The organism is Enterococcus sp. DIV0755b, assembly GCF_051713765.1.
In the GTDB taxonomy this organism is placed as follows: domain Bacteria; phylum Bacillota; class Bacilli; order Lactobacillales; family Enterococcaceae; genus Enterococcus_C; species Enterococcus_C canintestini.
Map to the genome: position 1 here is coordinate 2,797,254 of NZ_JBIOQN010000001.1, position 22,484 is coordinate 2,819,737.

General features: G+C 35.0%; 23 protein-coding genes, 1 tRNA gene and 1 other annotated feature (1 of these 25 only partly in view). Of the genes, 6 read left to right on the forward strand and 18 right to left on the reverse strand.

The annotated features are described in order from the left end of the window. Positions 1–117: a binding site (T-box leader), on the reverse strand (it extends 89 nt beyond the left edge of the window). Positions 118–290: 173 nt separating this feature from the next. Continuing rightward, positions 291–1,229 carry an aldo/keto reductase gene (locus tag IGI65_RS13485; RefSeq protein ID WP_438774366.1) on the forward strand — a complete coding sequence of 313 codons (939 nt, stop codon included), beginning with the start codon at positions 291–293 and terminating at the stop codon, positions 1,227–1,229. Between the two features lie 55 nt (positions 1,230–1,284). Continuing rightward, the gene (locus tag IGI65_RS13490) at positions 1,285–1,713 is read left to right on the forward strand and encodes an acyl-CoA thioesterase (protein ID WP_071865104.1); all 429 of its coding nucleotides are present in this window, start codon (positions 1,285–1,287) and stop codon (positions 1,711–1,713) included. 77 nt (positions 1,714–1,790) lie between these two features. Here the strand turns inward: IGI65_RS13490 and IGI65_RS13495 are convergent, their stop codons facing one another. From IGI65_RS13495 to IGI65_RS13515, 5 genes are all read right to left on the reverse strand, one after another. Next, positions 1,791–2,255, reverse strand: a complete 465-nt coding sequence (locus IGI65_RS13495; protein WP_071865105.1) for an S-ribosylhomocysteine lyase — start codon at positions 2,253–2,255, stop codon at positions 1,791–1,793. Between the two features lie 104 nt (positions 2,256–2,359). Beyond that, a complete protein-coding gene (locus tag IGI65_RS13500) occupies positions 2,360–3,004 on the reverse strand; it encodes a class I SAM-dependent methyltransferase (protein ID WP_438774367.1) in 645 nt (214 codons plus the stop codon). Then, positions 3,004–4,149, reverse strand: coding sequence for a cystathionine gamma-synthase (locus IGI65_RS13505; RefSeq protein ID WP_438774368.1), 1,146 nt, complete (start codon positions 4,147–4,149; stop codon positions 3,004–3,006). Before IGI65_RS13505 ends, IGI65_RS13500 begins: the two co-directional genes overlap by 1 nt. A gap of 38 nt (positions 4,150–4,187) precedes the next feature. Further along, positions 4,188–5,117, reverse strand: a complete 930-nt coding sequence (locus tag IGI65_RS13510) for a PLP-dependent cysteine synthase family protein (protein WP_438774369.1) — start codon at positions 5,115–5,117, stop codon at positions 4,188–4,190. Positions 5,118–5,424: 307 nt separating this feature from the next. Next, positions 5,425–6,075, reverse strand: coding sequence for a hypothetical protein (locus tag IGI65_RS13515; protein WP_438774370.1), 651 nt, complete (start codon positions 6,073–6,075; stop codon positions 5,425–5,427). Between the two features lie 150 nt (positions 6,076–6,225). On the opposite strand from IGI65_RS13515, the gene IGI65_RS13520 reads away from it, so the two are divergent. Continuing rightward, positions 6,226–6,299 (forward strand) — tRNA-Pro (locus IGI65_RS13520). A gap of 68 nt (positions 6,300–6,367) precedes the next feature. Here the strand turns inward: IGI65_RS13520 and IGI65_RS13525 are convergent. The 5 genes from IGI65_RS13525 to IGI65_RS13545 all read right to left on the reverse strand — a co-directional run bounded on the left by IGI65_RS13525 (position 6,368) and on the right by IGI65_RS13545 (position 11,800). Beyond that, positions 6,368–7,357, reverse strand: coding sequence for an LPXTG cell wall anchor domain-containing protein (locus IGI65_RS13525; protein ID WP_438774441.1), 990 nt, complete (start codon positions 7,355–7,357; stop codon positions 6,368–6,370). A gap of 151 nt (positions 7,358–7,508) precedes the next feature. Further along, positions 7,509–8,912, reverse strand: a complete 1,404-nt coding sequence (lacG, locus tag IGI65_RS13530) for a 6-phospho-beta-galactosidase (RefSeq protein ID WP_438774442.1) — start codon at positions 8,910–8,912, stop codon at positions 7,509–7,511. Further along, positions 8,896–10,587 (reverse strand): lactose-specific PTS transporter subunit EIIC, encoded by a 1,692-nt coding sequence (locus IGI65_RS13535; RefSeq protein WP_438774371.1) that lies wholly within the window; start codon positions 10,585–10,587, stop codon positions 8,896–8,898. The genes lacG and IGI65_RS13535 overlap by 17 nt, the downstream gene beginning before the upstream one ends. A 47-nt stretch (positions 10,588–10,634) precedes the next feature. Continuing rightward, positions 10,635–10,952: a PTS lactose/cellobiose transporter subunit IIA gene (locus IGI65_RS13540; protein ID WP_438774372.1), complete on the reverse strand. Its 318-nt coding sequence runs from the start codon at positions 10,950–10,952 to the stop codon at positions 10,635–10,637. Continuing rightward, entirely contained in the window at positions 10,949–11,800 is an 852-nt protein-coding gene (locus tag IGI65_RS13545; protein WP_438774373.1) for a PRD domain-containing protein, read from the reverse strand. Before IGI65_RS13545 ends, IGI65_RS13540 begins: the two co-directional genes overlap by 4 nt. Positions 11,801–12,158: 358 nt before the next feature. Here IGI65_RS13545 and IGI65_RS13550 point away from each other — a divergent pair, with 358 nt between their 5' ends. Together IGI65_RS13550 and IGI65_RS13555 are read left to right on the forward strand one after the other, a co-directional pair. Next, positions 12,159–12,758, forward strand: a complete 600-nt coding sequence (locus tag IGI65_RS13550; RefSeq protein WP_438774374.1) for a DUF1054 domain-containing protein — start codon at positions 12,159–12,161, stop codon at positions 12,756–12,758. Between the two features lie 512 nt (positions 12,759–13,270). Beyond that, positions 13,271–13,954, forward strand: coding sequence for a GDSL-type esterase/lipase family protein (locus IGI65_RS13555; RefSeq protein WP_438774375.1), 684 nt, complete (start codon positions 13,271–13,273; stop codon positions 13,952–13,954). 186 nt (positions 13,955–14,140) lie between these two features. Here IGI65_RS13555 and IGI65_RS13560 read toward each other — a convergent pair whose 3' ends face one another. The 7 genes from IGI65_RS13560 to IGI65_RS13590 all read right to left on the reverse strand — a co-directional run bounded on the left by IGI65_RS13560 (position 14,141) and on the right by IGI65_RS13590 (position 19,188). Continuing rightward, a complete protein-coding gene (locus tag IGI65_RS13560) occupies positions 14,141–15,946 on the reverse strand; it encodes an FtsX-like permease family protein (protein WP_438774376.1) in 1,806 nt (601 codons plus the stop codon). A gap of 12 nt (positions 15,947–15,958) precedes the next feature. Continuing rightward, positions 15,959–16,705, reverse strand: a complete 747-nt coding sequence (locus tag IGI65_RS13565) for an ABC transporter ATP-binding protein (protein ID WP_071865115.1) — start codon at positions 16,703–16,705, stop codon at positions 15,959–15,961. A gap of 8 nt (positions 16,706–16,713) precedes the next feature. Next, complete coding sequence (locus tag IGI65_RS13570) at positions 16,714–17,070, reverse strand: YxeA family protein (RefSeq protein ID WP_071865116.1); 357 nt, start codon at positions 17,068–17,070, stop codon at positions 16,714–16,716. 303 nt (positions 17,071–17,373) lie between these two features. Continuing rightward, the gene (locus IGI65_RS13575) at positions 17,374–17,973 is read right to left on the reverse strand and encodes a hypothetical protein (RefSeq protein WP_438774377.1); all 600 of its coding nucleotides are present in this window, start codon (positions 17,971–17,973) and stop codon (positions 17,374–17,376) included. Next, positions 17,957–18,166, reverse strand: a complete 210-nt coding sequence (locus tag IGI65_RS13580) for a hypothetical protein (RefSeq protein WP_095006639.1) — start codon at positions 18,164–18,166, stop codon at positions 17,957–17,959. Before IGI65_RS13580 ends, IGI65_RS13575 begins: the two co-directional genes overlap by 17 nt. A 14-nt stretch (positions 18,167–18,180) precedes the next feature. Then, positions 18,181–18,750 (reverse strand): hypothetical protein, encoded by a 570-nt coding sequence (locus IGI65_RS13585; RefSeq protein WP_438774378.1) that lies wholly within the window; start codon positions 18,748–18,750, stop codon positions 18,181–18,183. Between the two features lie 18 nt (positions 18,751–18,768). Continuing rightward, positions 18,769–19,188 carry a MarR family winged helix-turn-helix transcriptional regulator gene (locus tag IGI65_RS13590; protein WP_095006685.1) on the reverse strand — a complete coding sequence of 140 codons (420 nt, stop codon included), beginning with the start codon at positions 19,186–19,188 and terminating at the stop codon, positions 18,769–18,771. A 99-nt stretch (positions 19,189–19,287) separates the two neighbouring features. Here IGI65_RS13590 and IGI65_RS13595 point away from each other — a divergent pair, with 99 nt between their 5' ends. Beyond that, positions 19,288–20,637, forward strand: a complete 1,350-nt coding sequence (locus tag IGI65_RS13595; RefSeq protein ID WP_438774379.1) for an MFS transporter — start codon at positions 19,288–19,290, stop codon at positions 20,635–20,637. 394 nt (positions 20,638–21,031) lie between these two features. Here the strand turns inward: IGI65_RS13595 and xylB are convergent, their stop codons facing one another. Then, positions 21,032–22,477, reverse strand: coding sequence for a xylulokinase (gene xylB, locus IGI65_RS13600; protein WP_438774380.1), 1,446 nt, complete (start codon positions 22,475–22,477; stop codon positions 21,032–21,034). Between the last annotated feature and the right edge of the window lie 7 nt (positions 22,478–22,484).

A 22,484-nucleotide genomic window follows, 5' to 3' on the forward strand; every position in this document is an offset into this window, starting at 1 on the left:
CTTTGCACGCGCTCATCTCCAGAATGTCTTTGACAAATAAGGCTTAAACTACTTTCAGCCAAGGCAGTTCTCTCTTAAAAGGATCTTATTTGCTACTCTTTCTTTCACTGATTTTTACTATTAATGTTAAGCTACTAGAATTACGTGAAAATGTCAAGATTTTTCAAAGTGCTTTTCAAAATTTCCCTGCTTTCATTTAAAAGTTTTACTGATAAGACGTTTCAATTCAGCTTTTTGGCAGTTTGATTTAGACTTGTATTAGAGTAAAAAACATATAGGAGGTTTTTTTCATGGCAGATGTACAAATTGGCAAATCACAAGTTTACGCATCCACATTAGGATTAGGTACCAATAAAATTGGTGGTCACAACCTATTTAAAAACTTGGATGACAAAGTAGGCAAAGAAGTCTTACGGACTGCATTACGCAATGGTGTCACCCTCTTAGATACCGCTTATGCGTATGGTTTTGGACAATCGGAAAAATTAATTGGGGAAGTTTTGCAAGAAGCTGAATTTGACCGCGCCCGCGTAATTATTGCCACCAAAGCAGCCCAAGTCCCCGGTAATGAAGAGCAATTAGATAATAGTCCTGAGTTTTTACAAAATGCAGTGGAAGATGCCTTAAAACGACTACAAACAGAGTATATTGATATTTTTTATATCCATTTTCCTGATGAAGCAACGAAAAAAAATGAAGCAGTAAAAGCACTTCATGAATTAAAAGAAGCAGGTAAAATTCGAGCAATTGGTGTTTCTAATTTTTCTTTAGCTCAAATTAAAGAAGCCAATTTAGACGGTTATGTGGATGTAGTTGAAGACAATTATAATTTATTGCATCGAGAAGCTGAAACCGAACTCTTCCCTTACTTAGCTAAACACAACATTAGCTTTATTCCATATTTCCCATTAGCATCGGGTTTATTATCAGGAAAATATACCGCTGACCAAAAATTTGCCGAAAATGATTCCCGCAGTAAAAATCCTAATTTCACTGGAGAACGTTATCAAAAAATTATTGCTACTATGGAAGAAATGAAGATTATCGCCCATCGCAATGATGCAACCGTAACCCAACTTGTTTTAGCTTGGTATTTAAAAAATCCAAATATTGCTGCTGTTATTCCCGGCGCAAGAAATGTTGAGCAAATGATGGCTAATGCCAAAGCAACAGATATTCGGATTAATAATGACGATTATGAATTAATCGATGACTTATTCCGCTTTTAATTTTTTAGTAAAATAAAGATTATTACTAAGTTAACAAGTAAGACGAGGAGACAAAATGGAAAAATACGCTGGTTATATCCGTAGCCCCCATTATTACGAAACTGATCAAATGCAGATTATTCATCATTCCAATTATATTCGTTGGTTTGAAGAAGCCCGAGTTGCTTTATTGGAACACTTGGGACTGCCCTATCATTTGTTAGAAGAAAGTGGGATTATTGTGCCAGTTCTAGGCGTGAGTTGCCAATATAAAGAGATGATTCATTACGGTGAGACGGTCAAAATCCACGTCAACGTAGAAAAATACACCGGTACGCGTCTAAATTTCACCTATCAGATTACACCGGTATCAGATGAAACCAAAATTCTTACAACTGGTGAAAGTCAGCACTGCTTTTTAAAAAGTGAAACTGGACGTTTAGTGCAGCTAAAAAAAGCAAACCCCACTTTTCACCAACTATTTAGTGATTATGCTAGTTTATAAAACAAAAACAAATAAAAGGCGCACCCACAGTCATTTGTTGGGTACGCTTTTTATTTGTCTACTATTATATGAATGAATTATTCTGCTGCAAAAACAGTGGACCATTCATCTTCTTTTGCTAAAAATTCACGCGCCAGTTCTTGGGCTCCTGTTAACGTATGGTTTGCTGCCCAGCCACATTGTTTTTCGTTACTGGCAGGAACTTCTGTTGCATTTAACACATCTTCCATCGTCTTTTTCAACACAGTTAAAATTTCATCGTAATCATCGTGGTTTAAAACCGTTAAATAAAAACCAGTTTGGCATCCCATTGGTGACCAGTCCACAATATAATCAGCGTGGTTACGAATCAATTCAGCTGTCAAATGTTCTAGGGAGTGAAGACTTTTCATCTCCATGTGTTCTTTATTTGGCTGTTTAAAACGGACATCATACTTAATAATCGTATCACCATTTCCACCTGTTTTGCGATCAGCTACGCGGACATAAGGTGCTTTTACTTTCGTGTGATCTAGATTAAAACTTTCGACATTCATCTTCATATTTTTTGCTCCTTCTTAATTGTTTTTGGGGAAGACATTTTTTGTTTCATTTTTTTATTATCACGGCTGCAATGCTTAAAATTGTCGTGTTACCAAAAAATTTCTCAGCGTTTCACCGCTTCAGCAATCCAAGCAAAAGAATTAATTTGCCAGAATTTTACCGTAAAACCGGCTTCGTGAAAATAATTTTCCAAATTGGGCAATAAAGGATAATATTCCCGTTGTAAATCTGCTGCCAGTGTCTCTTTGCCAGTATTAATAGCTGTGGTAATGGTATCATCAAAGCGCATTTGCGAAACGAACATCGTATCGCCGATAATTACTTTGCCACCTTTTGGTAAGAGTACCGCATATTTTTGCAACGCTCGCTTTTTTTCAATTCCATTTAAATGGTGAAAGACAAAGTTAGCGACAATCGTATCGATATTCCCCGCGGGTAACGGAAAATTCTCCATATCGCCGGCTAAAAAATCAATACCGGCAAGTTCTGGTTTTTCTTTAGCCAAGTCCCGCATTTCTGCAGAGGGCTCAACTGGGAAAACATTTTTCCCAGCTTTTAACAAAGCAATGGTTAGATTTCCTGTGCCACTGCCAAATTCTAACACATTTTGTCCAGCTTTTTCAGTAATCATAGTTAACATTTCTGAATAATTAGCAAAAACTTCAGCATATTCTGGATCATGTCCTGCTACAGTTTCATCGTATTCCTTGGCCCATTCCTTAAAAATCGGAATAAATTCTAACCCCATTATGCTCCCACCTTTTCAAAAGCTGCTTTTAAATCTGCTAATAAATCTCTTTCATCTTCTAACCCTATGGATAAACGAACTAAACCATCTTTAATGCCAGCTTTTTCCCGTTTGTCTTTTGGAATCGAAGCGTGGGTCATGACAGCGGGTACTTCAACTAAACTTTCGACGCCACCTAGACTTTCTCCTAAAGTAAATAAGGCTAAACTTTCTACAAATTCTGTTGTTTTTTCTTCAGCTGAAAGTTCAAAAGAAACCATCCCCGAAAAACCTTGCATTTGTTTTAAAGCAATTTCATGACCAGGATGATTAGTCAAACCGGGATAATAGACTTTTGCTACTGCTGGATGATTTTGTAAAAACTGCGCCACAGTCAAGGCATTTTTTTGATGTTCCCGCATTCTAACCCCGAGTGTTTTGATACCCCGTTGCATTAACCAGCTATCTTGTGGTCCCAAAACCGCACCAATTGCGTTTTGTAAAAAGCCGATTTTTTCTGCCAACTCAGGGCTGTTCGTCGTAACTAAGCCAGATACTACATCACTATGTCCCCCTAAATATTTAGTCCCACTATGAACCACGATATCTGCTCCAAGGTCTAAAGGTTGTTGAAAATATGGGGTAGCAAAAGTATTATCTACAATCGTGATTAAGTGATTGGCTTTTGCCAGTGCTGTAGCGCCTTTAATATCGGTTATTTTCAATAACGGATTACTTGGGGATTCCAAATACAGTGCTTTAGTATTTTTTTGAACGTTTTCAGCAATATTATTTAAATCACTCGTGTCGATAGTTGTATAATCCAGTCCATTTTTTTCAAAAACTTGCGCTAATAACCGGAAAGTTCCCCCGTACACGTCATCGCCTAATAAAATATGATCTCCTGGTTTGAACATTGATAATACGGCATGAATACCAGCTAAACCTGAAGCAAAAGCAAAACCTTTAACCCCCCCTTCCAAATCGGCAATCAATTCTTCTAGTGCAAAACGCGTTGGATTGCCCGAGCGGGAATATTCATAGCCCTTAGGTTTTCCCACACCATTTTGTTTGTAAGTTGAAGTCTGATAAATTGGTACACTCACCGCTCCTGTCACCGGATCAGTACTAATGCCACCATGAATTAATTTTGTATTGCGATGCATAAAATTTCCTCCTAAAAAATTGGTCGAATAAATTCTTATTAATACTTAGTACGTGTGTAAATATCCTTTGATAAGTAACGATCGCCAGCATCGGGAAAGACAGTCGTAATCACACTACCCGCTGGTAATTTTTGAGCCACATTAATAGCCGCCGCTAAAGCTGCCCCACTTGAACTACCTGCTAAAACCCCATAATCTTTTGCTAGTTGGCGAGTATAAGAAAAACCTGTTTCATCACTGATTGTTTCATAACCTGCGATAGGTAAATTTTCAAAAAATGGGGGGATAAACTCGACCCCAATACCTTCAATTTCATGGGCATGACTTAAGCCTCCATTTAAAATAGAGCCTGCTGGTTCAACACCATACAATAAAATTTCAGGATATTTTTCTTTTAAATAAGCCCCTGTGCCTGCAAACGTTCCACCAGAGCCAACACCTGCTACCAAAGCTGTAATTGTTTCAGGAAGATCTGCCACAATTTCAGGACCCAGTGTTTCGTAATAAGCTTTTGGATTTCCTTCATTTTCAAACTGGAGCGGTAAATAACTATTTGGTATTTCTTGTGCGAGTTCCTTTGCCTTTTTTATTGCTCCTGTCATGCCCATTTTGGTAGGTGTGTGTACAAGGGTTGCCCCTAGTGCCTGCATTAACGCTTGCTTTTCTAAACTGAATTTTTCTGGCACCACAAAAATCGTTTGAATGCCATAGGCTTGGGCCGCTAGCGCTAGTCCGATGCCTGTATTTCCTGCGGTGGGCTCGATTAAAGTGCCACCAGCTTTTAATTTTCCTGTTTGAACAGCGCTACTGACTAAATACTGCCCCAAACGATCTTTAATGCTACCGCCAGGATTTAAAAATTCTAATTTTGCAAAAATTTCTGTCCCGTTTGGAATTGGTAATTGTGAACTGGTAAAGCGTAACAGTGGTGTATTTCCAATGGCTTCTTTAATTTGATTAATGATCATGCTTTTGCTCCTTAGCTTAAATTAAGAAATAAAAAAAGAGGTACTGACTATTAATCAGTACCTCGAATACTCTAAAAATATACACAAATAGTTACTGGTGCACACAGAACTGTTCGCGAATGCTTTAGAAATTAGGTCTATTAATAGGCATGACAAAACGGTATGCTGCAATGTTTTGCACCATACAACAACAATCTGCAATTAAAACAGTTCGCTGTGCCATGTCTACATGACCCCTTTCCTAAATTTGATATCAATCTACCATTGCAGGTAAATTGCTGTCAACAATTATTTTTTTAAATAACAATTAGAACAACAGTTGCAAAAAGCGCCATAAATAACGTAACAAGCGGTATAAAATAAAGAGAAAGAATAGATTCCCCAACACAAAATTCACACCATTACCGGCAGTTGCTTTTAAATTAGTCCAAGTAAAACGCCGCAAAAATCGGGGAACATTATTGTAACCATTGCGTTTTAAGCGAAACTTCTCTTCATAAGTCAACTCCAACATATCATAATAATAAATCGCGAGCGGTTGCATAGTAAAAAAGTTTTTCGCAAAGCCTACTAGTAAAGTGTATTGTTTGTTACTAGCCGGTAAATTACGCGCCCCTTTTTTATTAATCGCTACAACAAAGACATTGTCTTTTAAAACATTATAGCTGTATTCTGCTTCTTCAATTTGAATAATTTGAGCAAGCGGTTCATTTTGAGTTAGAAAATTCCCGTAAACTTCAGGAAATTCCTGCAACTTTTTAAAAAACAGCATAACCAAACCTAAAAGTAGTACAATAATAACACTATTCATAATAAGATGTTCTTTAAAAATAAAACTATAAATAACGACAATGAATAAGGCTACTAGCGTTAAAACAATCCGCTTCATAAAAAATTTACGATACATTAACGCAATCGTACGCTCGTAATATGAAAAATCCTGCTTAGCAAAATCCATAAAAACCTCCTAAAAAGCTTAGCTTCCCATCTACTTTTAATTAGTATACCTGATGCACACTTCTCTGTCATGAAACAATCGATTTTGTCCCTGTTTTTAAGCCTTTCTTTTGCAAAAATCATTTTTTAGCAGTAACGTAAGAAATGTTGACGGGAAATAGCTCAGCTTGGTAGAGCACTTGCTTCGGGAGTAAGGGGTCGCAGGTTCAAATCCTGTTTTCCCGATTAAAAGATCCTTGTGATTTTGAACTGATTATTTATCTTCAGTCCATCTCACAAGGATTTTTTATTTTTTATTTCTTTTTACGTCGATAAAAGATAATTGCCACTATTATGACTACCAGAAGACCAACAAAAGAGAGATAAAACATTGGCTTATCTCCCATTTTTGGAAGGATGCCAGTAGCTGCTTTGGTACTGTCTGTGGTTTTTGTAGTTGCTGTTTTTGTAGTTGCTGTTTCTTTAGAGCTTGTATCTTGATTAGAAGAATTATTTGTTGTTTCAGTAGTGTTTGTCGCAACTGGTTTAGCCAAATCCCCTCGCGCTTGCGGAATACCCTCAGATGCATAACGTGCAATCCAAGCTACAATCCCAGGGAAAAAGCGCCCTTCTTCTGTAAGCATTTTTTCTTGTAAAGGTGTGACAAAATTCAAAATGGCCACCAATTCATCATTACTCAACTGGCGAATTGGAATAAAACTACTATTTGCGGGATAAAGATTTTGCAAATAGTTTTGTAAGTCCGCCACTTGAGTTTTTAATTCTGCTAGTGAAAGACTAGTAGGATCAAAACTTAGTGCTGCGTTTGCTGCTGCAACATTAACTGTTTTATCTTGATATAAAGCAGTCAACAAACGGACATAAGCCCCTAGATCCATGCCATAAAAGTCTTGATTTACCCGCGTAAATATTTGTAAGGCGTCCTCTAATTGCTCATCTGTATAACTTGCCAGCTGTTCAGCTGAGATATCATACTGTCCACTGGCTAATTCATTTCTAATTTCTGATACATTTTGATTTACAGCTTTATTGTCTGCAGCCGCTGGTATCCCTGTTTGTTCTTCAATCCCATTTTTAATTGCTTCGCCAACTTCCTTTGCTTCTATTGTTGTATCTGTTGACACTTCACTAGCTTCCGTTGATGAAGAATTTGTAGTCATACTTTCGTTACTGTTTGATGTTTCTAAAACTTCCAAAGTGGTTGTCACACTCGTCGCTGTTTCTTCTGCCGCATATACATTTGGTCCCACCAATAGGATTGCTAAAGTTAAAATCCCTAACATTTTTTTCACTATTATCACTTCTTTACTTTTATTTACGAATATTTTTTGTAACACAATTGTAACATTAGTTTTGAAAAATGAAAGGATTTTTTTAATAAAAAAGAAGCTACGACTTTCACTTGTCATAACTCCTCTTTTCATAATCGATTAGCTATCCTTTTTTAGTAGATTCCGATAATTCTTTCCACCATTGTGCACTTTTTTTAGGAATTCGCTTTTGACTATCAAAGTCAACATAAAATAACCCATAGCGCTTATTATATCCATTTGTCCAAGAGAACATATCTTGTAAGGACCAAATAAAATACCCTTTTACTTCAATTCCAGATGAAATAGCTTGTTCGATTGCTTTTAAATGAATAGCAACATAATCTATTCGGGACTGATCCAAAACTTCTCCGTTTACTACCTGATCTTTATCTCCCAAACCATTTTCTGTAACATAAATTTTTTGATAGTTTGGATAACGATTTTTGATATAAAGCATCATATCATAGAGACCTTTAGGATAAATCACCCAGTCCCAATCAGTCTTTGGAATAGCGGGATTGTAAATTCTTTCACCCACACCATTTAAACGAAAGACAGCTGTCCCCTTCTCACCGGTACCATTATGATGAATATAACTTTCACCGTGAAAGGGTTGTACAAAATGACTTTGATAATAATTCAGACCTAGAAAATCGATTTGTTTTGCTGCTTTTGCAAGTTCTGTTAAATCCATTGGTAAAATAGTTAGCTTGCCATCGTTCTGTTTTAATATCTCATTGATAACAAACATAGTATCATTATCATAATACCCTTTATAAATAGCATCTAACATGAATTGGTTGTACAAAACATTACATGTGTTTGCAGCAGCTAAATTGTCTACTGAATCTTCCGCTGGATAATATGATTCAAGAATATGCACAATACCGATTTCGCCAGTGTAATCTTTTTCTTTAAAAAGATTAACAACTTTGGCGTGAGCTACCATTTGATTGTGCATTGCTTGGATTGCTTTTGGTAAATCATATTGAATATTAGGAGGAAAATTTCCTACTACATATTGTCCAAATGCAATAGAAGCTGGTTCATTAATAGTAATCCATTTTTTCACTTGACTACCAAACTCAGCAAAACAAAAATCAGCATATGCCACAAAGGCATCAATTGTTTTAGGATTTAGCCAGTCCCCGTTTTGATGTAAATTTAACGGTGTATCAAAATGATGCAATGTCACATATGGTGTAATGCCATTTTTTAAGCATTCGGCAAACAAAGCATGATAATATGCCACACCTTTTTTATTCAATTCACCAGTACCATTTGGAAAAATTCTGGTCCATGCAATCGAAACACGAATTGCATCCACGCCATATTCTTTACTTAGAGCTAAATCTGTTGGATACTCATGATAAAAATCACTGGCAGGGTCTGGTGAGAAGCGCCCTTGCTCTTTTAAAAAGACATCCCAACAAACAGGACCTTTACCATCTTCTGTTGTAGCCCCCTCTACCTGATAAGCCGCAGTGGCCCCACCAAAAACAAATTCTTTAGGCAATGACAACATCATCTGTATTTCCTCCTTTGTGTTTTAATGTATTTAAAACAAACTCTAGTGACTTCTTCGGATCTCTTGTTAAGGCAATATATTCTGCTCCTTCTGTTGCAATACAAGAGATACCCAAACGATCACAATCTTTTTGTAAATCCGGCAAATTAGTTGCAACTTGTGGTGCTAGAACAATCAGATCATAATCCGCTAACATATCTTGATGAGCACCCCAAGCTGCCGCTGCAGCTTTAACACTTACATTAAATTCTTGGGCTCCTTTATTTAAGGCGTTGGCCAGTAATCCACTCGTTCCACCACCAGCACATAAAACTAATACATTTTTTTCATCAGAAATTACTGTATCAGAAACCAGTGTTACGATAGCGTCTTCATCAGATTCCACTATTTTCTCCTTATTTACTTCAGCTTGTTCTTCTTCATATCGTTGTAAATCATAGGATTTGAAGAAAGGATAGTAGATTAAAGCATCTACAAGTGGCAACACTACTGCTAAGACAAAAGATAGTGGACTAAAGCCTGTACCTAAAATCAGTCCAATTGGTCCTGGAAAAGTCCACGGAAGTACATAGAGAAAACTATTCATTCCTAAAAAATCAACAAAAAACTTAAACAGCCATACATTTATTATTGGTGCTGTAATAAAAGGGATAAAGAAAACAGGATTTAATACAAGTGGTCCACCAAACAAAATAGGTTCGTTCACCCCAAAAGAAGTTGGAACAACAGCTGCTTTCCCAATTGCTTTATTAGCTTTTGACTTAGCAAAGAAAATAAATAAGAAAGGTACAACAAATGTAGCACCTGTTCCTCCTAACGTTGCTACAAAATATTGTAATCCAGGTGTTAATAGTTTGGTTGCGTGTTCTCCAGCTTGAAAACCACTCACATTGGCTGCAATATTAACATAATAAATGGCTGATACGGCGGGCTCCACAATGGATGGTCCATGAATACCAATAAACCAGAAGAAAGCCATCGCGCCATAAATAATAGCTAGCCCAATCCAACCATCAGCTGCCGTGAATAGCGGTTGGAAAAAAGTAATAACACCTTGAGCAAAATTCATTTCAAAAGCCGAACGAAAGGCGAAATCAAATACCCAAAAAATGATAATCGCAAACCCAAAAGGAATAATATCCTTAAAAGCTTGAGAAATATTAGGCGGAACTTCTTCTGGTAGGCGAATTGTAATATTACGCTTAACACAAAAACGATAAACATTTACGGTAACAAATGCGACAATAAAAGCTGCTAACAATCCACTGGAACCTAGATATACAGTTGAAATTCCTCCTTCAAGCCGATCTGTTGCTAATAATAATAAGCCACAAATAGAAGCTACCATTGGTGCAATAATATTAATTTGATTTGTTTTAGGCATGTCTCGATTAAAATTATCCGTTAGTGCTTTTGCCGTAGTCGCAACAACCCCAACCGCTAAAAATCCCATGGTAAAATTATAAGGGGTCATAATCATTGCTTCTGTATTTTCAGACCAATAAAAGCCAAAAATATTAGGAACATAGGCAATTAATAAAAAAATACTTGAAAAGATAACTACTGGCATACAAGAGACAAAACCATTTTTTATGGCGGATAAATAGCTGTTTTTTGACACTTTTTCAAAAAAAGGTTTCCACTTTTCAATCGTCTGAATGATTTTATTCATTTTTTTACCTCCCAATTTGGTTACAAAAAATCCTCCATACTCTTTTCTTATACATTTGTTCGCTGATAAAGTTCTATCATGTCCATTACAACATCCCGCAATAATAAGGTCGTCATTAAATGGTCTTGTCCATGCACAAAGATAAAGCCTAGTTCTACTTCCTCACCTCCTGCTTCTGTGGCTAACATTTTTGTTTGTGATTCATGTGCTTTTTTTAGTAAGTCATCGACGATGTCAATTGTGGGTTGAACTTCAGTGAAATTTCCTAACTTAGTCTCTTTTAATAAAGTTAATAATTTTGATCGTGCATCTCCTGAATAAGCAACAATTTCAAAACCAATCATGGCAACTTCGTCTTTTTTCATCTTTTTTCCTGCTTTCTTTGTAATAATCGTTGTAAATGAATTGTTAGATAGACTTGTTCATTAGAGCTCAGTATAATGCCAGCTTTACTTGTAATAATATTAAAAATTTGTCCAGCAATTTGATAAGCTTGTGGATATTGACTGATTAATTTTTCGCGAAAATGTTCTGCTAAATCATCGCTACTTAATTCTTCAGGTTCACGATCGATAGCATATTTAATATGAATCATTAGCCGATCATATAAATTACCGTCTTCATCTCTTGAAATATCTTGCGCTTGTAAAAACTGACTAATTTCAGTCAATGTATCTTTTATAACGGATAACTTTGAAGAACGGCCTTGAGTCGTTATCCCTTTTGCATTAATGAAGTGGTATGCAATATTTGCAACTTCTCCAGCTGGCATAATAATAGCGAGTTTATTTTTTATTATTATTAATGCATCTCTTGCGATTTGATATTCAACTGGATATTGTTCACTTAAATCCGGTAACATGCTCGTTACGTACTCATGGTTCATAATCCGTTGATAACTAAAATAAATATGATCAGTGAGCGTTGCATAAATATATTCTTGGACAGGAAATCGATACTTTAGTTTTCCATGCTCAATAATTTCATAACTCGTTGTGATAAAATCAATTGGAACATCTTTTAGTAACGCAGAAAAATTTTGTTCTGATTGCTCATTTCGCAAAACAAATAAATTATGGATATCTTTTTTTGCAATAAAGTCTCCTTTCTTTTTTTGAAATGCAATACCTTTTCCCATCGCAATAGCCTTTTGGCGCCCATGATCCCAAATAATAACTACATTATTATTTAGTATCTGTGCTATTTCATACATCTCCTCACTCCTTTACAAAAAAAGAACCGCAAATATAGAAAAGATAGGCACTATCTTTTTCTATATTTGCGGTTCTTGCCTAATCGTATTAGTAACAATCCACACTTTATTTATATATTCAATCTATCATAATACAAAACAAATGTAAGCACTTTCAAGCGTTTTTTTTTGAAATAACATAAATTAAACACCTCATAGCGAATAGATTGCTAGACTTCACTTTTTAAGAAAAAATGCTAAACAAAGTTAACAATAAACAAACTTTTCTAAACATCATCTGCAAAGAAACTAGTTTCTTTTATATCTACTTTTTATTATGCTATCTTTAACTTATTCATTATAAAAAAGGAGTTACTAAATGTTTAACGAAAATAGTTTTAATGTCTTTACAGTTAATGGACTGGATGAGCGAATGAACGCTATTCGCAGTGAAATTCAACCTGTTTTTACTACCATTGGACAACCAATTTGCGAAATGCTGTCACAAAATTTTAACCGACCTTTTTATCTACACATTGCCCAACATCGCAGAAGAACTGTTCATCCGCCTGAAAATACCTGGGCTGCTATGAGCGAAGGTAAAAGAGGCTATAAAATGAACGCTCATTTTCAAATAGGCATTTGGCCAGAATATGTTTTTATGTGGTTAGCTATTATTGATCAACCAAAAAATCAAAAAGAAATGGCAGAAATTTTACTACAAAATCCTACCATTTTTGATTCATTACCAAAAGACAGCGTGATTAGTTTAGATCATACGAAGCCAGAAATATTACCATTAACTCCTGAAAACTTAAAAAGTGCTCTAACCCGCTTAAATACTGTTAAAAAAGCTGAGTTTCAAATTGGACGAGTCATAAAAAAAGACAGCCCTTTGTGGCACACTCCGGCTAAAGCAATGCAATATATCGAAGAAACTTACACTAGTCTGTTTCCTATCTATGACCTTTTAACATAAGGGCAGCATGACTTTTAACATAGTTTTTTCTTACACTATTGTTCCTACTCAAGCATGAGAAAACACCTTATAATAAGTTGTAATTAAAAGGAGTCATTCTCATGCACAAAAAAATACATTTATCTTTTATCATTATTTTCAGCATTTTTGTTATGTTACTAGTTGGCATACTAGTTTTTCCCACTTTAAATACGCAAGTAGAAAGACTAGTACACAAACTCTGGCTTTTTACCGTGCAAAATATTATAAAACCTTATTAAAAAGTTGCTTTTTAGCGCTAGTCGACTTCTTTTGGCTAATATTTTTAAAATAAGACTAAAGGAAACATTCAAAGTGTTCCTTTAGTCTTTTATTTTTCCTAAAAAATTTAACCTTACTATTAGGCACTCATTGTAAAAAATTTTCCTAGAAAAGAAGTTTTTTATACCGGAGATAGATTTGAATCATTTGACAATATTCTGCTCTGTAGAATACGATAATTTAAAAGGTAACTAGAAAGTTGGTAGACTTGTATGAATGAAGAAACAAAAAAACTAACAAAACTTAATCCGCAACTTGCTAAGTTCCAAAACCAACTATTAAATCAATATGCTTTAGAGAATGACACTGCGGATAAAAATCAAATTGTTTTTGTAGGTTCAAGTTTGATGGAAATGTTTCCTGTGGAGAAATTACAAACACAAGAAAATTTGAACTTACCCCTACACATCTATAATCGAGGTATCCGCGCAACTACAACCGCTGATGTACTAACCCATTTCAAAACACTAATCGCTGATTTACAGCCCGCAAAAATATTTATTAATATCGGATCAAATGATATTGGATTTGGTATTTCAGAAAAAGAAACATTGGCTAATTACGCCACTATTTTAACCAAAGTTCAAACAGCTTTGCCACAAAGCAAATTATATACAATGAAATTTTATCCCATTAATACAGTTGATGATTTTACTGATCCACATACGGGAGAAAGTGGTCGCTATTCCGATGAACGTACCAATCAACTATTAGCGCAAACAAGTGCAAAAATTGGGGAATTAGCAAAAAATTATGGCTATGAAGCGATTGATGTTAATAAGGGATTAACCGATAAGAACGGAAATTTACGAAAAGAACTTAGCTTTGATGGTTTGCACCTTTTGCCAAAAGGCTATGAAATAGTTTTCAATAATTTATTAAAATACTTAAAATGAAAAATATCACACCACACTTATAGCCCTGGTAAACTCCATCAACATCATTTAGCAAAGTGAAAATAGTTATCTTCTCTGCATAATCTTTACACTGCTTAGATTAAGTCGTATCATTTCACCTAAAAATATTTAAAAGACCTGAACAAGTTAAAATACAACTTGTTCAGGTCTTTAAATTTGCTAGAACTATTTAACTTTTTTCAAAACGATCCCACTATATAACCAAATCGTGAGTACATAATATAGAAAATATAGAACAAAGAAAATAGTGAATGGCAGTGCGATATCGCCATACGGTTCACTTAATAAAGTCGTAAACATTTGTAAACCAAACAGTACATGAGTTACTCCAAGAATTCCTGGTACAAGGAACAAAACTCCAATTTCCTTGCGTAAAGATGCTTTTAATAAACCTTTTCGGGTACCGATTTTATTTAGCATCGCATAACGTCGAACGTCACTATTGGCTCCAGATAAGATTTTAAACATTAAACAACTTGCTAGCATAGTCAAAAAGGCAATGCCTAAGAAAAAGCCCATAAATTCAAAGCCAGAAAACATCCCATTAAAAGCTGTGTAGGCGTCCACTTTTTGGCTAAGACTCCCCATTGATGTTGGATCACTCAATTCTTTATTGTTCGTCACATTTTCAGTTGCTAATTTTTTCAATTGTGGCAAAGCAGTCATGAAATCTTTCACTTTTACCACTTGTAATTTCGTTACTGGTAAATTGAGTGCTTCAAAACTTTGACGGTCAATAACTTGATGGTCTTTGGTTCTTTGACTTGGTAATTCTAAAGAACGTAAACCATCCATTGCTTGTACATCTGCAGCTAATTTATCCCCATCATATTCTGTTTTTCTAGTTTTATTTTTTTCATAAACTACCGCAGTTAACGGATGTCTATTAAATTCATCTTTTAGATAATAAACGGTTTTATCATCTTCTTTTTGCAAGTATGTGGTATTTTCAGTTGGTTTTAATGCATCTACTTGATCTTGCGTTGCTTCTTGAGCATTATTTAATACTAAATCATAAGATGAAGTTTGGTCGGTCATTTTAGGAATCTCATTGCGGAAACCTAGCCCCACCGTCAAAGCACCTAACGCCAAAGCAAATAACATAGCAACCATTGATAACATGCGTGTATAATCTTGAATACGGAAACTTAACTGAGAAAAAGTAAAGCCGTTCAATTTTTTCAAAACTAAGCGGTCAGAACGTTTTAAAAGTTGCAAAATGAAAATCAAAACACCATGGAAAACTAGATAGGTTCCTAAAATAATTGTCACTAGTGCAATTACTAACGCTATAAACCCTAATGTATTTACTTGCGCCATCACCCAGTAACCAACTGCTAAAAAGGCAATCCCACAAAAAGTTTCAACAAATAATAAACTATTTTTGCGTTGACTCTTAGTTGGTGTTTCACTTGCTCGTAAGAGAGTTAAAATCGGTTTTTTAATCATTGAGCCAGCGTTAATTACCGCAGATACTAAAAATAAGATGATGAAAAAAATGAATGTAATCATTAAAGCTTCTGTATTAAAGGGTGAAAAGTGTGTTACTTTTACATCTAATTGTTTGGTTAATAACTGATTAACGATACTTGATAATCCAATCCCAATTGCAGAACCAGCAATTGTCGCTAAAATACCAATAAATAGAGTTTCCACAAAAATGAGTTGGGCAATTTTTCGTCCTTTTGCGCCTAACATCATAAACATCGCATAGTCTTTTTGCCGCATCGTCATCAAAAATGAATTAGCATACAGAATATAGACTAAGGTAATAATAGCCAATAACACCGAACCGAGATGAAAAATCATTACAACCGATGAGATAATTGAGTTACTTTCTAAAAAGGCTTTGTTAGTTGCCATTGATTCAAACATGTAAAATATCGCCGAAGCCATTACCAAACCGGAAAATAGTACTAAGTAATCTCGCAATTTTCCTTTAATTCCTGTAAGAGATAATTTAAAAAGCATTTAAATTCCCCCTTACTGTTCCGCTAGAAGCGCTAAGATTTCACGATAAAACTCTTCTCGCGTCTGAAGATCTCGTTTAAGTTCTTGGTGTATCACACCATCTTTAATAAATAAAATACGTTGACAATAACTTGCTGAAAAAGGATCATGGGTGACTAATAAAATAGAAACGCGATCTTTTTCATTTAATTCTTCCATCGTATCCAATAAATCCCGGGCACTTTTGGAATCAAGGGCACCAGTTGGTTCGTCCCCTAGTAAAATTGTTGGCTGGGTAATCAAAGCCCGTGCCGCAGCAACCCGTTGTTTTTGTCCACCGGAAATAGCAGCAGGATAACTATCTAAAATATGCGTAATGGACAATCGTTCCGCAATTTTTTTCACTCGTTGTTTAATTTCTTTTGGTTTTACACCTTGTAATGACAAGGGCACTGCAATATTTTCGGCTGCAGTCATATTTTCTAATAAATTAAAATCTTGAAAGATAAAGCCAATTTCTTCACTTCTGAAATCTGCTAATTGATTGCCTTTTAATTTCGTTACGTCTTTTTGATTGATTGTAATTTTGCCAGCAGTTGGTTTGTCTAAGGTTGATAAAATATTTAATAATGTTGATTTACCAGAACCTGAGGCTCCCATAATCCCAACAAATTCACCTTTTCTTACATCAAAGGAAATTCCTTTTAATGCTTCTGTTTTCTTTTCGTTACCTGTACCATAAGTTTTTTTGACGTTGTTGATTTCTACTATATTTTCCATAACTTCTCCTACTCTAATTTTTCTTTTGCTGCTGTGGGCAATTCAGATTCTTTGACTTCTTCATATGAAGTCACGCCTTTATTTTTATTCCAAGTAATTTTTAAATAGGCATTCTTTCTTAAAGGACGATCTTTAAATGCATTAAAGTCCATTTGTTTTTCATTGCCATCTTTATCATAACCAGGTAAAGAATATTTATATTGCGTGACATTTTCACCATTATCAGCTTTTACGTCTTCTCTTTGTCCATCGGTTGTGATTTTTACATAATATTGTTCGCCACCCATAATAAAGTAGTCAGCAACTTTTAGACCAATAAAACCGATCCCTAATAGTGCCACCAGAACAATTAGTAATTTTTTCATATCTTTCCTTCCTTTCATTTACATTTTTATTATAAAACTTGACCAAAAAACGCGACATTTATTTAACTATCAAAAAACTAACATTACTGTCATTTCAAAAATAAAATGAAAAGTTAAATAAACTCACTTAGCGCTCAAGTAATAAGCTGGAATTTTAATCAATTGTTTTTCAGATTTCACCCTATTCTGATTTCTTTAGCTATAAAAAAGAGAATCCTCTAACTTGTTACAGTAGAGAATTCTCTTTTTTCCTGTTATGTGTGATTCTAAACCTTTTTCACCTAGAAATTCTTTTTATTTTCACTACGCTAACGCGTTGGGACTAGCTAATTGTGGTCCTTGACCATAATAGGCTTGGACCCAATCATCATTATCCCACATTTCAGTTTTACGACGACCATGAAAATAATCCCATTCTGACTCGTATTCCACTTCAATAATTTCCCCTGCTGCCCCTAATGTTACCCAAGCATAATTACCAGATGAGGCTGCAAACTTAACCCACTGAACAGGGAAAAATTGTTCTTGTCCATCGATTGCATAAAAATTGCGCTCTTGGTAGTCTACCCGCAAAAATATATTATCACTTCCATATTCCCAGTTTACCTCCGCGATTATTTCTTCGGCTCGTTCTACAGCGACATCATCTTCTAATAATTCACCATTAGGCAATGTACTTAAATTTTTTAAACTTATTAAATTATCATCTTCAAAGATGCCAATAATGCGCGGGCCATTCAGACTAAACTTTCCTTCTGGTTGTAAGCGAAAAATATGCACCAACTTACCATTACGAATCTGATCTTCTTCTGCAATTTGATAATCTGCCGGTATCGTAACTACAGCTGCAATCATTTCCCAATAATCCATGGTTACGCCTTCTTTCTTACCATTCAAAATCATCTAGTTCTTCTTCTAACTTATGAATTTGCGCTTCCAGCATTTGCATTTCTTCTTTAATTTCTTCTAATGTGGCCCCGCTAGCACTATAGCCTTTATAGTAAGCTGTCATGTAATCTGTCTCTTCTAGTCGTTGGAGCTGATCGCGCAACTGCCCTAAAAGCGCTAAGTTGTTTTCATACTGCAATTCATTCATCTTACTCACCTCATTTAAGCTAATGCATTTGGGCTATTTAATTGCGGTCCTTTTCCTTCTCTGGCTAACACCCAATCGTCATTATCCCACATTTCAGTTTTACGACGACCACGGAAATAATCCCAGCGTGAATCAATTTCCATCTCAATTAGTTGACCATTTCCTGCTAATGTTACCCAATTGTAGCTGCCATTGGTATGACTAAATTTAATCCATAAAACCGGAAACTGATGTGTTTTTTTATCTTCTCCAATAAATTCCCGTTGTTGGTGTTCAATGCGAATAAATGACAATCCTCTTGCATAACTACGATTACTTTTAGCAAAAATATCTTCGGCAAGGGCACGGGCACGTTCAGGTGACGGTAATTTACCTTCAGGAACTATCGCAAGATTTTTAACACTCACTAAAGTATCTTTAAAAAAAACCGCAATAATCCGAGGACCATTTAGTTCAAAAATCCCATCTTTTTGATACCGCAAAATAGTTACCTTGTGGCGATTACGGGTTTCATGTCGTTCTTGTGCTAATTGATAGTCATCTGGAATTGTAACAATTTTATTTAGTAATTCTGTATTTTTCATGGTAGTCATCCTTTCAACCTAATCACTTAACTTATTAAGTGAGTCGATAAACGATTTTTGTTCCTCGGCGTTTAAAGGAGCAAAAAAAGCTGTGTTTGCGTGTTGTAATGCTTCAATAATAATCGGATATATCGCGTGTCCTTCTTGTGTTAGGGAAAGAACATAGCCTCTACGATCATTGGGATTTTCTTTTCGTTTTAAATACTGGCTATCGATTAGTTTTTTTATAGCTCGCGTGACATTGCTCGCATTGACACCTGTCAGTTGAACCAACTTTTCTTGTGGCAAATCTCCATAGTCATGTAGTTTTAAAATGTAATAATATAAACTGGAGTTTAATTGATGTGGAGCAAGATAATTATCTACTAATTTAATATAGCGACGACTAACACTAGCTAATTGTTTTAAGCTATCACTTTCATTTTTATCGTTCTCCATCGGCGACACTTCCTTTTTCAGTTTATTTACTTGCGCAAGCAAATAATAAATCATATAATGAACTTCGTCAAATAAATTGTTTTACAGGAGGAATTGGAATTGAACCAAACAAAGACAAAATGGATGATTGTCGCAATTTATATCGCTACATTGATAACTGCAATTGAAGCCACGATTGTAGTAACTGCCACCAGAGCGATTATCAATGACTTGGGAAATCCCAATCTCACTGCTCTCATTTTTTCAACGTATCTTTTTTCAAGCGCCCTAGCAACGCCAATTTTTGGACGAATGGCAGATAATTATGGTAAAAAAAGAATTTTTCAAACTGGTTTATTACTCTTTTTATTAGGTACAACTTTATGTGGCTTTGCCCCTTCTAGTTGGTTTTTACTGACAGCTCGTGTTATCCAAGGAATTGGTGCAGGTGGAATCATGCCGATGACTTTTGCGTTAATTGGTGAGTTATTTGACCTTTCAACCCGCGGAAAAGTGATGGGCTTAAATAATTCAGCTTGGGGAATTGCCTCGCTTATTGCGCCTTTACTGGGTGGAGTCATTTTAAGTCAACTTAGCTGGCACTGGATCTTTTTTATTAATATTCCCTTTATCTTAATTGTTTTAACGTTAGTTCAACTATTTTATCAAGAAGAAAAAATTTATGCTCCTTCTCCTCAAAATAGTCTTGTGCAATATAGCGCGCTTATTGTCACTCTACTGATTACCTTAAGTGGTATCCAATTGATGGCGAGCCAAATATTTATAGGGAGCGCGCTTTTAATTTTAGGATTACTGACACTTTTTCTTTTTTATCGACAAGAAACGAAAACGACGGTTCCAATTATCCCAATTCAAACCATTCAGATTAGTAATTTTCGTTTACTTACAATTTGTGTCTTCCTAATTAATGGCGCTTTAATTGGTTTTCAAGTTTATCTACCGCTGTGGGTGCAAACTGAATTACATCTATCCGCTACATTAGGTGGTCTTGCACTTTTACCATCCTCTATCTTTTTTATTCTTGGTTCTTATTATTCAGGCAAATTACTCTTACGTTATAAACAAAAAAAGCTCCTGCAACTTATCTTAGCGGGTGCTTTGTCTGGCTTTTTAATTCTCAGTTTCTTACCCAATACAACTGGTTACGGTGCTTTATTGTTACTATCAAGTTTTCTTGGCTTTTTCATTGGCACAGGGGTTACTGTCAGTGTAATTTCCGCTCAAGCTTATGCGACTCAAGAAAATTTAAGTAGCGTTTCTGGCTTTATTACACTTTGCCGCACCTTAGGTCAAAGTTTTCTAGTAACAATTTTAGGTGTCATTAACCAGCGCAGTTTTCTAGCACAAAACCAACATATCGCAGGGTATCATCATGTTTATCTTACTGTAAGTATTATCTTCATTTTTTTACTACTAGTAGTAAGTCGCTCTTCTAGGTCAGAGGGGTAAAGTATTGCAAATATGTATTCTCACGCTTCAAATTTATTGACTCCACCTAAAAATATTTATTAGTTAATTTTACAGCTACAAATCATTAACTTTTTAGTTAAAGTTATTTTCAAAAATATTTCTATATTTAATACCATTAGTGGTATGTCTAAGCAAAAAATGTTCGTTTTAATATTATTTAGGCTTACCCATACCACTTTTCATTATGTTATAACAAAGCTTGATTCACTTTTTTATACGCCTATAGATCTAAAGTAATTTCTATCATCTTTTTATTTCAAAATATATTTTGCTATTGTTTTATCGGTTGATGTGAATCCACTTGTAATGTAATATTCTATTTCTTAATTCTTAACAAATAGCTATTCTTTATAAATAAGATATTACATTTATTCTACCGTCCATCACTCAATAATTTAAAGCGATCAAACGCTTCTTTATACATCACCATATTTTCTTTTATTGGATAGTAGGTTTTCTTAACTTTATTAGCATCTTTCCATTTATGCATTTCATTATTTGCAGTAGCTGCACAGAGCAATGCTCCATATGCAGGACCTTCATTGAAGTTTAATACTTCAATTTTTTTATTAAAAATATCCGCAAACATTTGCAACCAAAAGGGATTCTTGACAACTCCACCAGTAACACGGAAACAATCAATCGAATTAGTCTCGGCAACTCCTAAGTTTTCAAAAACATTTTTTAAAGAAAATGCAATTCCTTCCATTACAGCTCGAATTATGTCCGCCCTATCATGATGTGCTTTTATTCCAATTAGACATCCACTAAGATTTGGGTCAAAATAAGGACTCCGTTCACCAAATAAGTAAGGTAAAAAAGTTAATCCTTGGCTACCAGCAAAACTTTTTTCAGCCAAACGAGTAAATTCATTAAAATTTTGATTTGGAGCCATTATTTTCTTTAGCCAGTCTAATGAATAACCAGCTGAAAGCGTTACACCCATTTTATAATTTTTATTTATCACAGAATTGAAATAATGATATTTACCTAAATTATCAGCAGATTGCTCTCCTTCATATATTAAGACTACTCCTGAAGTTCCAACGGAGATTAATCCTTCAGTATCCGGATTACGGATTACTCCAAAGGCTCCACAAGCATTATCAGCTCCACCTAATACTAACTTGATTTTTCCTGATAAATTAAATTTTTTCTTTATTTCAGATTTCATTTCTCCAACAATCTCTTTAGATGGAAAGATATCTGGACAACGATCTTTATCAATTCCTAATTTTTTTAACAGCAGTTCATCCCAAACTTGTTTTTCGACATCATATAAAATAGTGCCCGCTGCATCAGAAGGTTCAGTCATAACTTTTCCAGACAAATAATAAATTAGATAGTCCTTTGGTAGTAGAAATTTCCAAGTCTGCGACCAAATTGATGGCTCATGTTTTTGTATCCATAAAATTTTGGGTAATGTAAAACCTTCTAAAGGAATATTTTTTTCCACTTGCAATAAATGCTCATTAAAATGTTCTTTCAAAAATGCCACTTCTTCGACAGTTCGATTATCATTCCATAATATAGCGGGTCTTAGGACATTTCCATTTTTATCTAACAAAACAAGCGAATGCATCTGACCAGAAAAGCTAAAAACCAAATCCTCCGTTTTTATAATAGGGAATTCATCAATCAAATCAGCCAATGCTTCATGGAAGGCTCTGATCCAATCATTAGGATTTTCTTCACTATAGCCTACTTCTTGAGAATTGATTGTAAATGAGCTATTAGAACTTCCTAACAACTTCCCATCCCTTCCCAAAATAATTTTTAACGAACTAGTACCTAAATCCACTCCCAAATAATAACTCATTTTACTC

What these genes read in the sequence shown, in the direction of transcription:
- IGI65_RS13490 (WP_071865104.1), top strand. Translation starts at nt 1,285, where the DNA reads ATGGAAAAATACGCTGGTTATATCCGTAGCCCCCATTATTACGAAACT.
- IGI65_RS13585 (WP_438774378.1), bottom strand. Translation starts at nt 18,750, where the DNA reads ATGAAAAATACAGAATTACTAAATAAAATTGTTACAATTCCAGATGAC.
- IGI65_RS13555 (WP_438774375.1), top strand. Translation starts at nt 13,271, where the DNA reads ATGAATGAAGAAACAAAAAAACTAACAAAACTTAATCCGCAACTTGCT.
- IGI65_RS13535 (WP_438774371.1), bottom strand. Translation starts at nt 10,587, where the DNA reads ATGAATAAAATCATTCAGACGATTGAAAAGTGGAAACCTTTTTTTGAA.
- IGI65_RS13500 (WP_438774367.1), bottom strand. Translation starts at nt 3,004, where the DNA reads ATGGGGTTAGAATTTATTCCGATTTTTAAGGAATGGGCCAAGGAATAC.
- IGI65_RS13575 (WP_438774377.1), bottom strand. Translation starts at nt 17,973, where the DNA reads ATGATTTTGAATGGTAAGAAAGAAGGCGTAACCATGGATTATTGGGAA.
- IGI65_RS13565 (WP_071865115.1), bottom strand. Translation starts at nt 16,705, where the DNA reads ATGGAAAATATAGTAGAAATCAACAACGTCAAAAAAACTTATGGTACA.
- IGI65_RS13570 (WP_071865116.1), bottom strand. Translation starts at nt 17,070, where the DNA reads ATGAAAAAATTACTAATTGTTCTGGTGGCACTATTAGGGATCGGTTTT.
- IGI65_RS13505 (WP_438774368.1), bottom strand. Translation starts at nt 4,149, where the DNA reads ATGCATCGCAATACAAAATTAATTCATGGTGGCATTAGTACTGATCCG.
- IGI65_RS13515 (WP_438774370.1), bottom strand. Translation starts at nt 6,075, where the DNA reads ATGGATTTTGCTAAGCAGGATTTTTCATATTACGAGCGTACGATTGCG.
- IGI65_RS13590 (WP_095006685.1), bottom strand. Translation starts at nt 19,188, where the DNA reads ATGGAGAACGATAAAAATGAAAGTGATAGCTTAAAACAATTAGCTAGT.
- IGI65_RS13545 (WP_438774373.1), bottom strand. Translation starts at nt 11,800, where the DNA reads ATGTATGAAATAGCACAGATACTAAATAATAATGTAGTTATTATTTGG.
- IGI65_RS13580 (WP_095006639.1), bottom strand. Translation starts at nt 18,166, where the DNA reads ATGAATGAATTGCAGTATGAAAACAACTTAGCGCTTTTAGGGCAGTTG.
- IGI65_RS13510 (WP_438774369.1), bottom strand. Translation starts at nt 5,117, where the DNA reads ATGATCATTAATCAAATTAAAGAAGCCATTGGAAATACACCACTGTTA.
- IGI65_RS13525 (WP_438774441.1), bottom strand. Translation starts at nt 7,357, where the DNA reads ATGTTAGGGATTTTAACTTTAGCAATCCTATTGGTGGGACCAAATGTA.
- IGI65_RS13495 (WP_071865105.1), bottom strand. Translation starts at nt 2,255, where the DNA reads ATGAAGATGAATGTCGAAAGTTTTAATCTAGATCACACGAAAGTAAAA.
- IGI65_RS13540 (WP_438774372.1), bottom strand. Translation starts at nt 10,952, where the DNA reads ATGAAAAAAGACGAAGTTGCCATGATTGGTTTTGAAATTGTTGCTTAT.
- IGI65_RS13485 (WP_438774366.1), top strand. Translation starts at nt 291, where the DNA reads ATGGCAGATGTACAAATTGGCAAATCACAAGTTTACGCATCCACATTA.
- IGI65_RS13560 (WP_438774376.1), bottom strand. Translation starts at nt 15,946, where the DNA reads ATGCTTTTTAAATTATCTCTTACAGGAATTAAAGGAAAATTGCGAGAT.
- IGI65_RS13550 (WP_438774374.1), top strand. Translation starts at nt 12,159, where the DNA reads ATGTTTAACGAAAATAGTTTTAATGTCTTTACAGTTAATGGACTGGAT.
- lacG (WP_438774442.1), bottom strand. Translation starts at nt 8,912, where the DNA reads ATGTTGTCATTGCCTAAAGAATTTGTTTTTGGTGGGGCCACTGCGGCT.
- xylB (WP_438774380.1), bottom strand. Translation starts at nt 22,477, where the DNA reads ATGAGTTATTATTTGGGAGTGGATTTAGGTACTAGTTCGTTAAAAATT.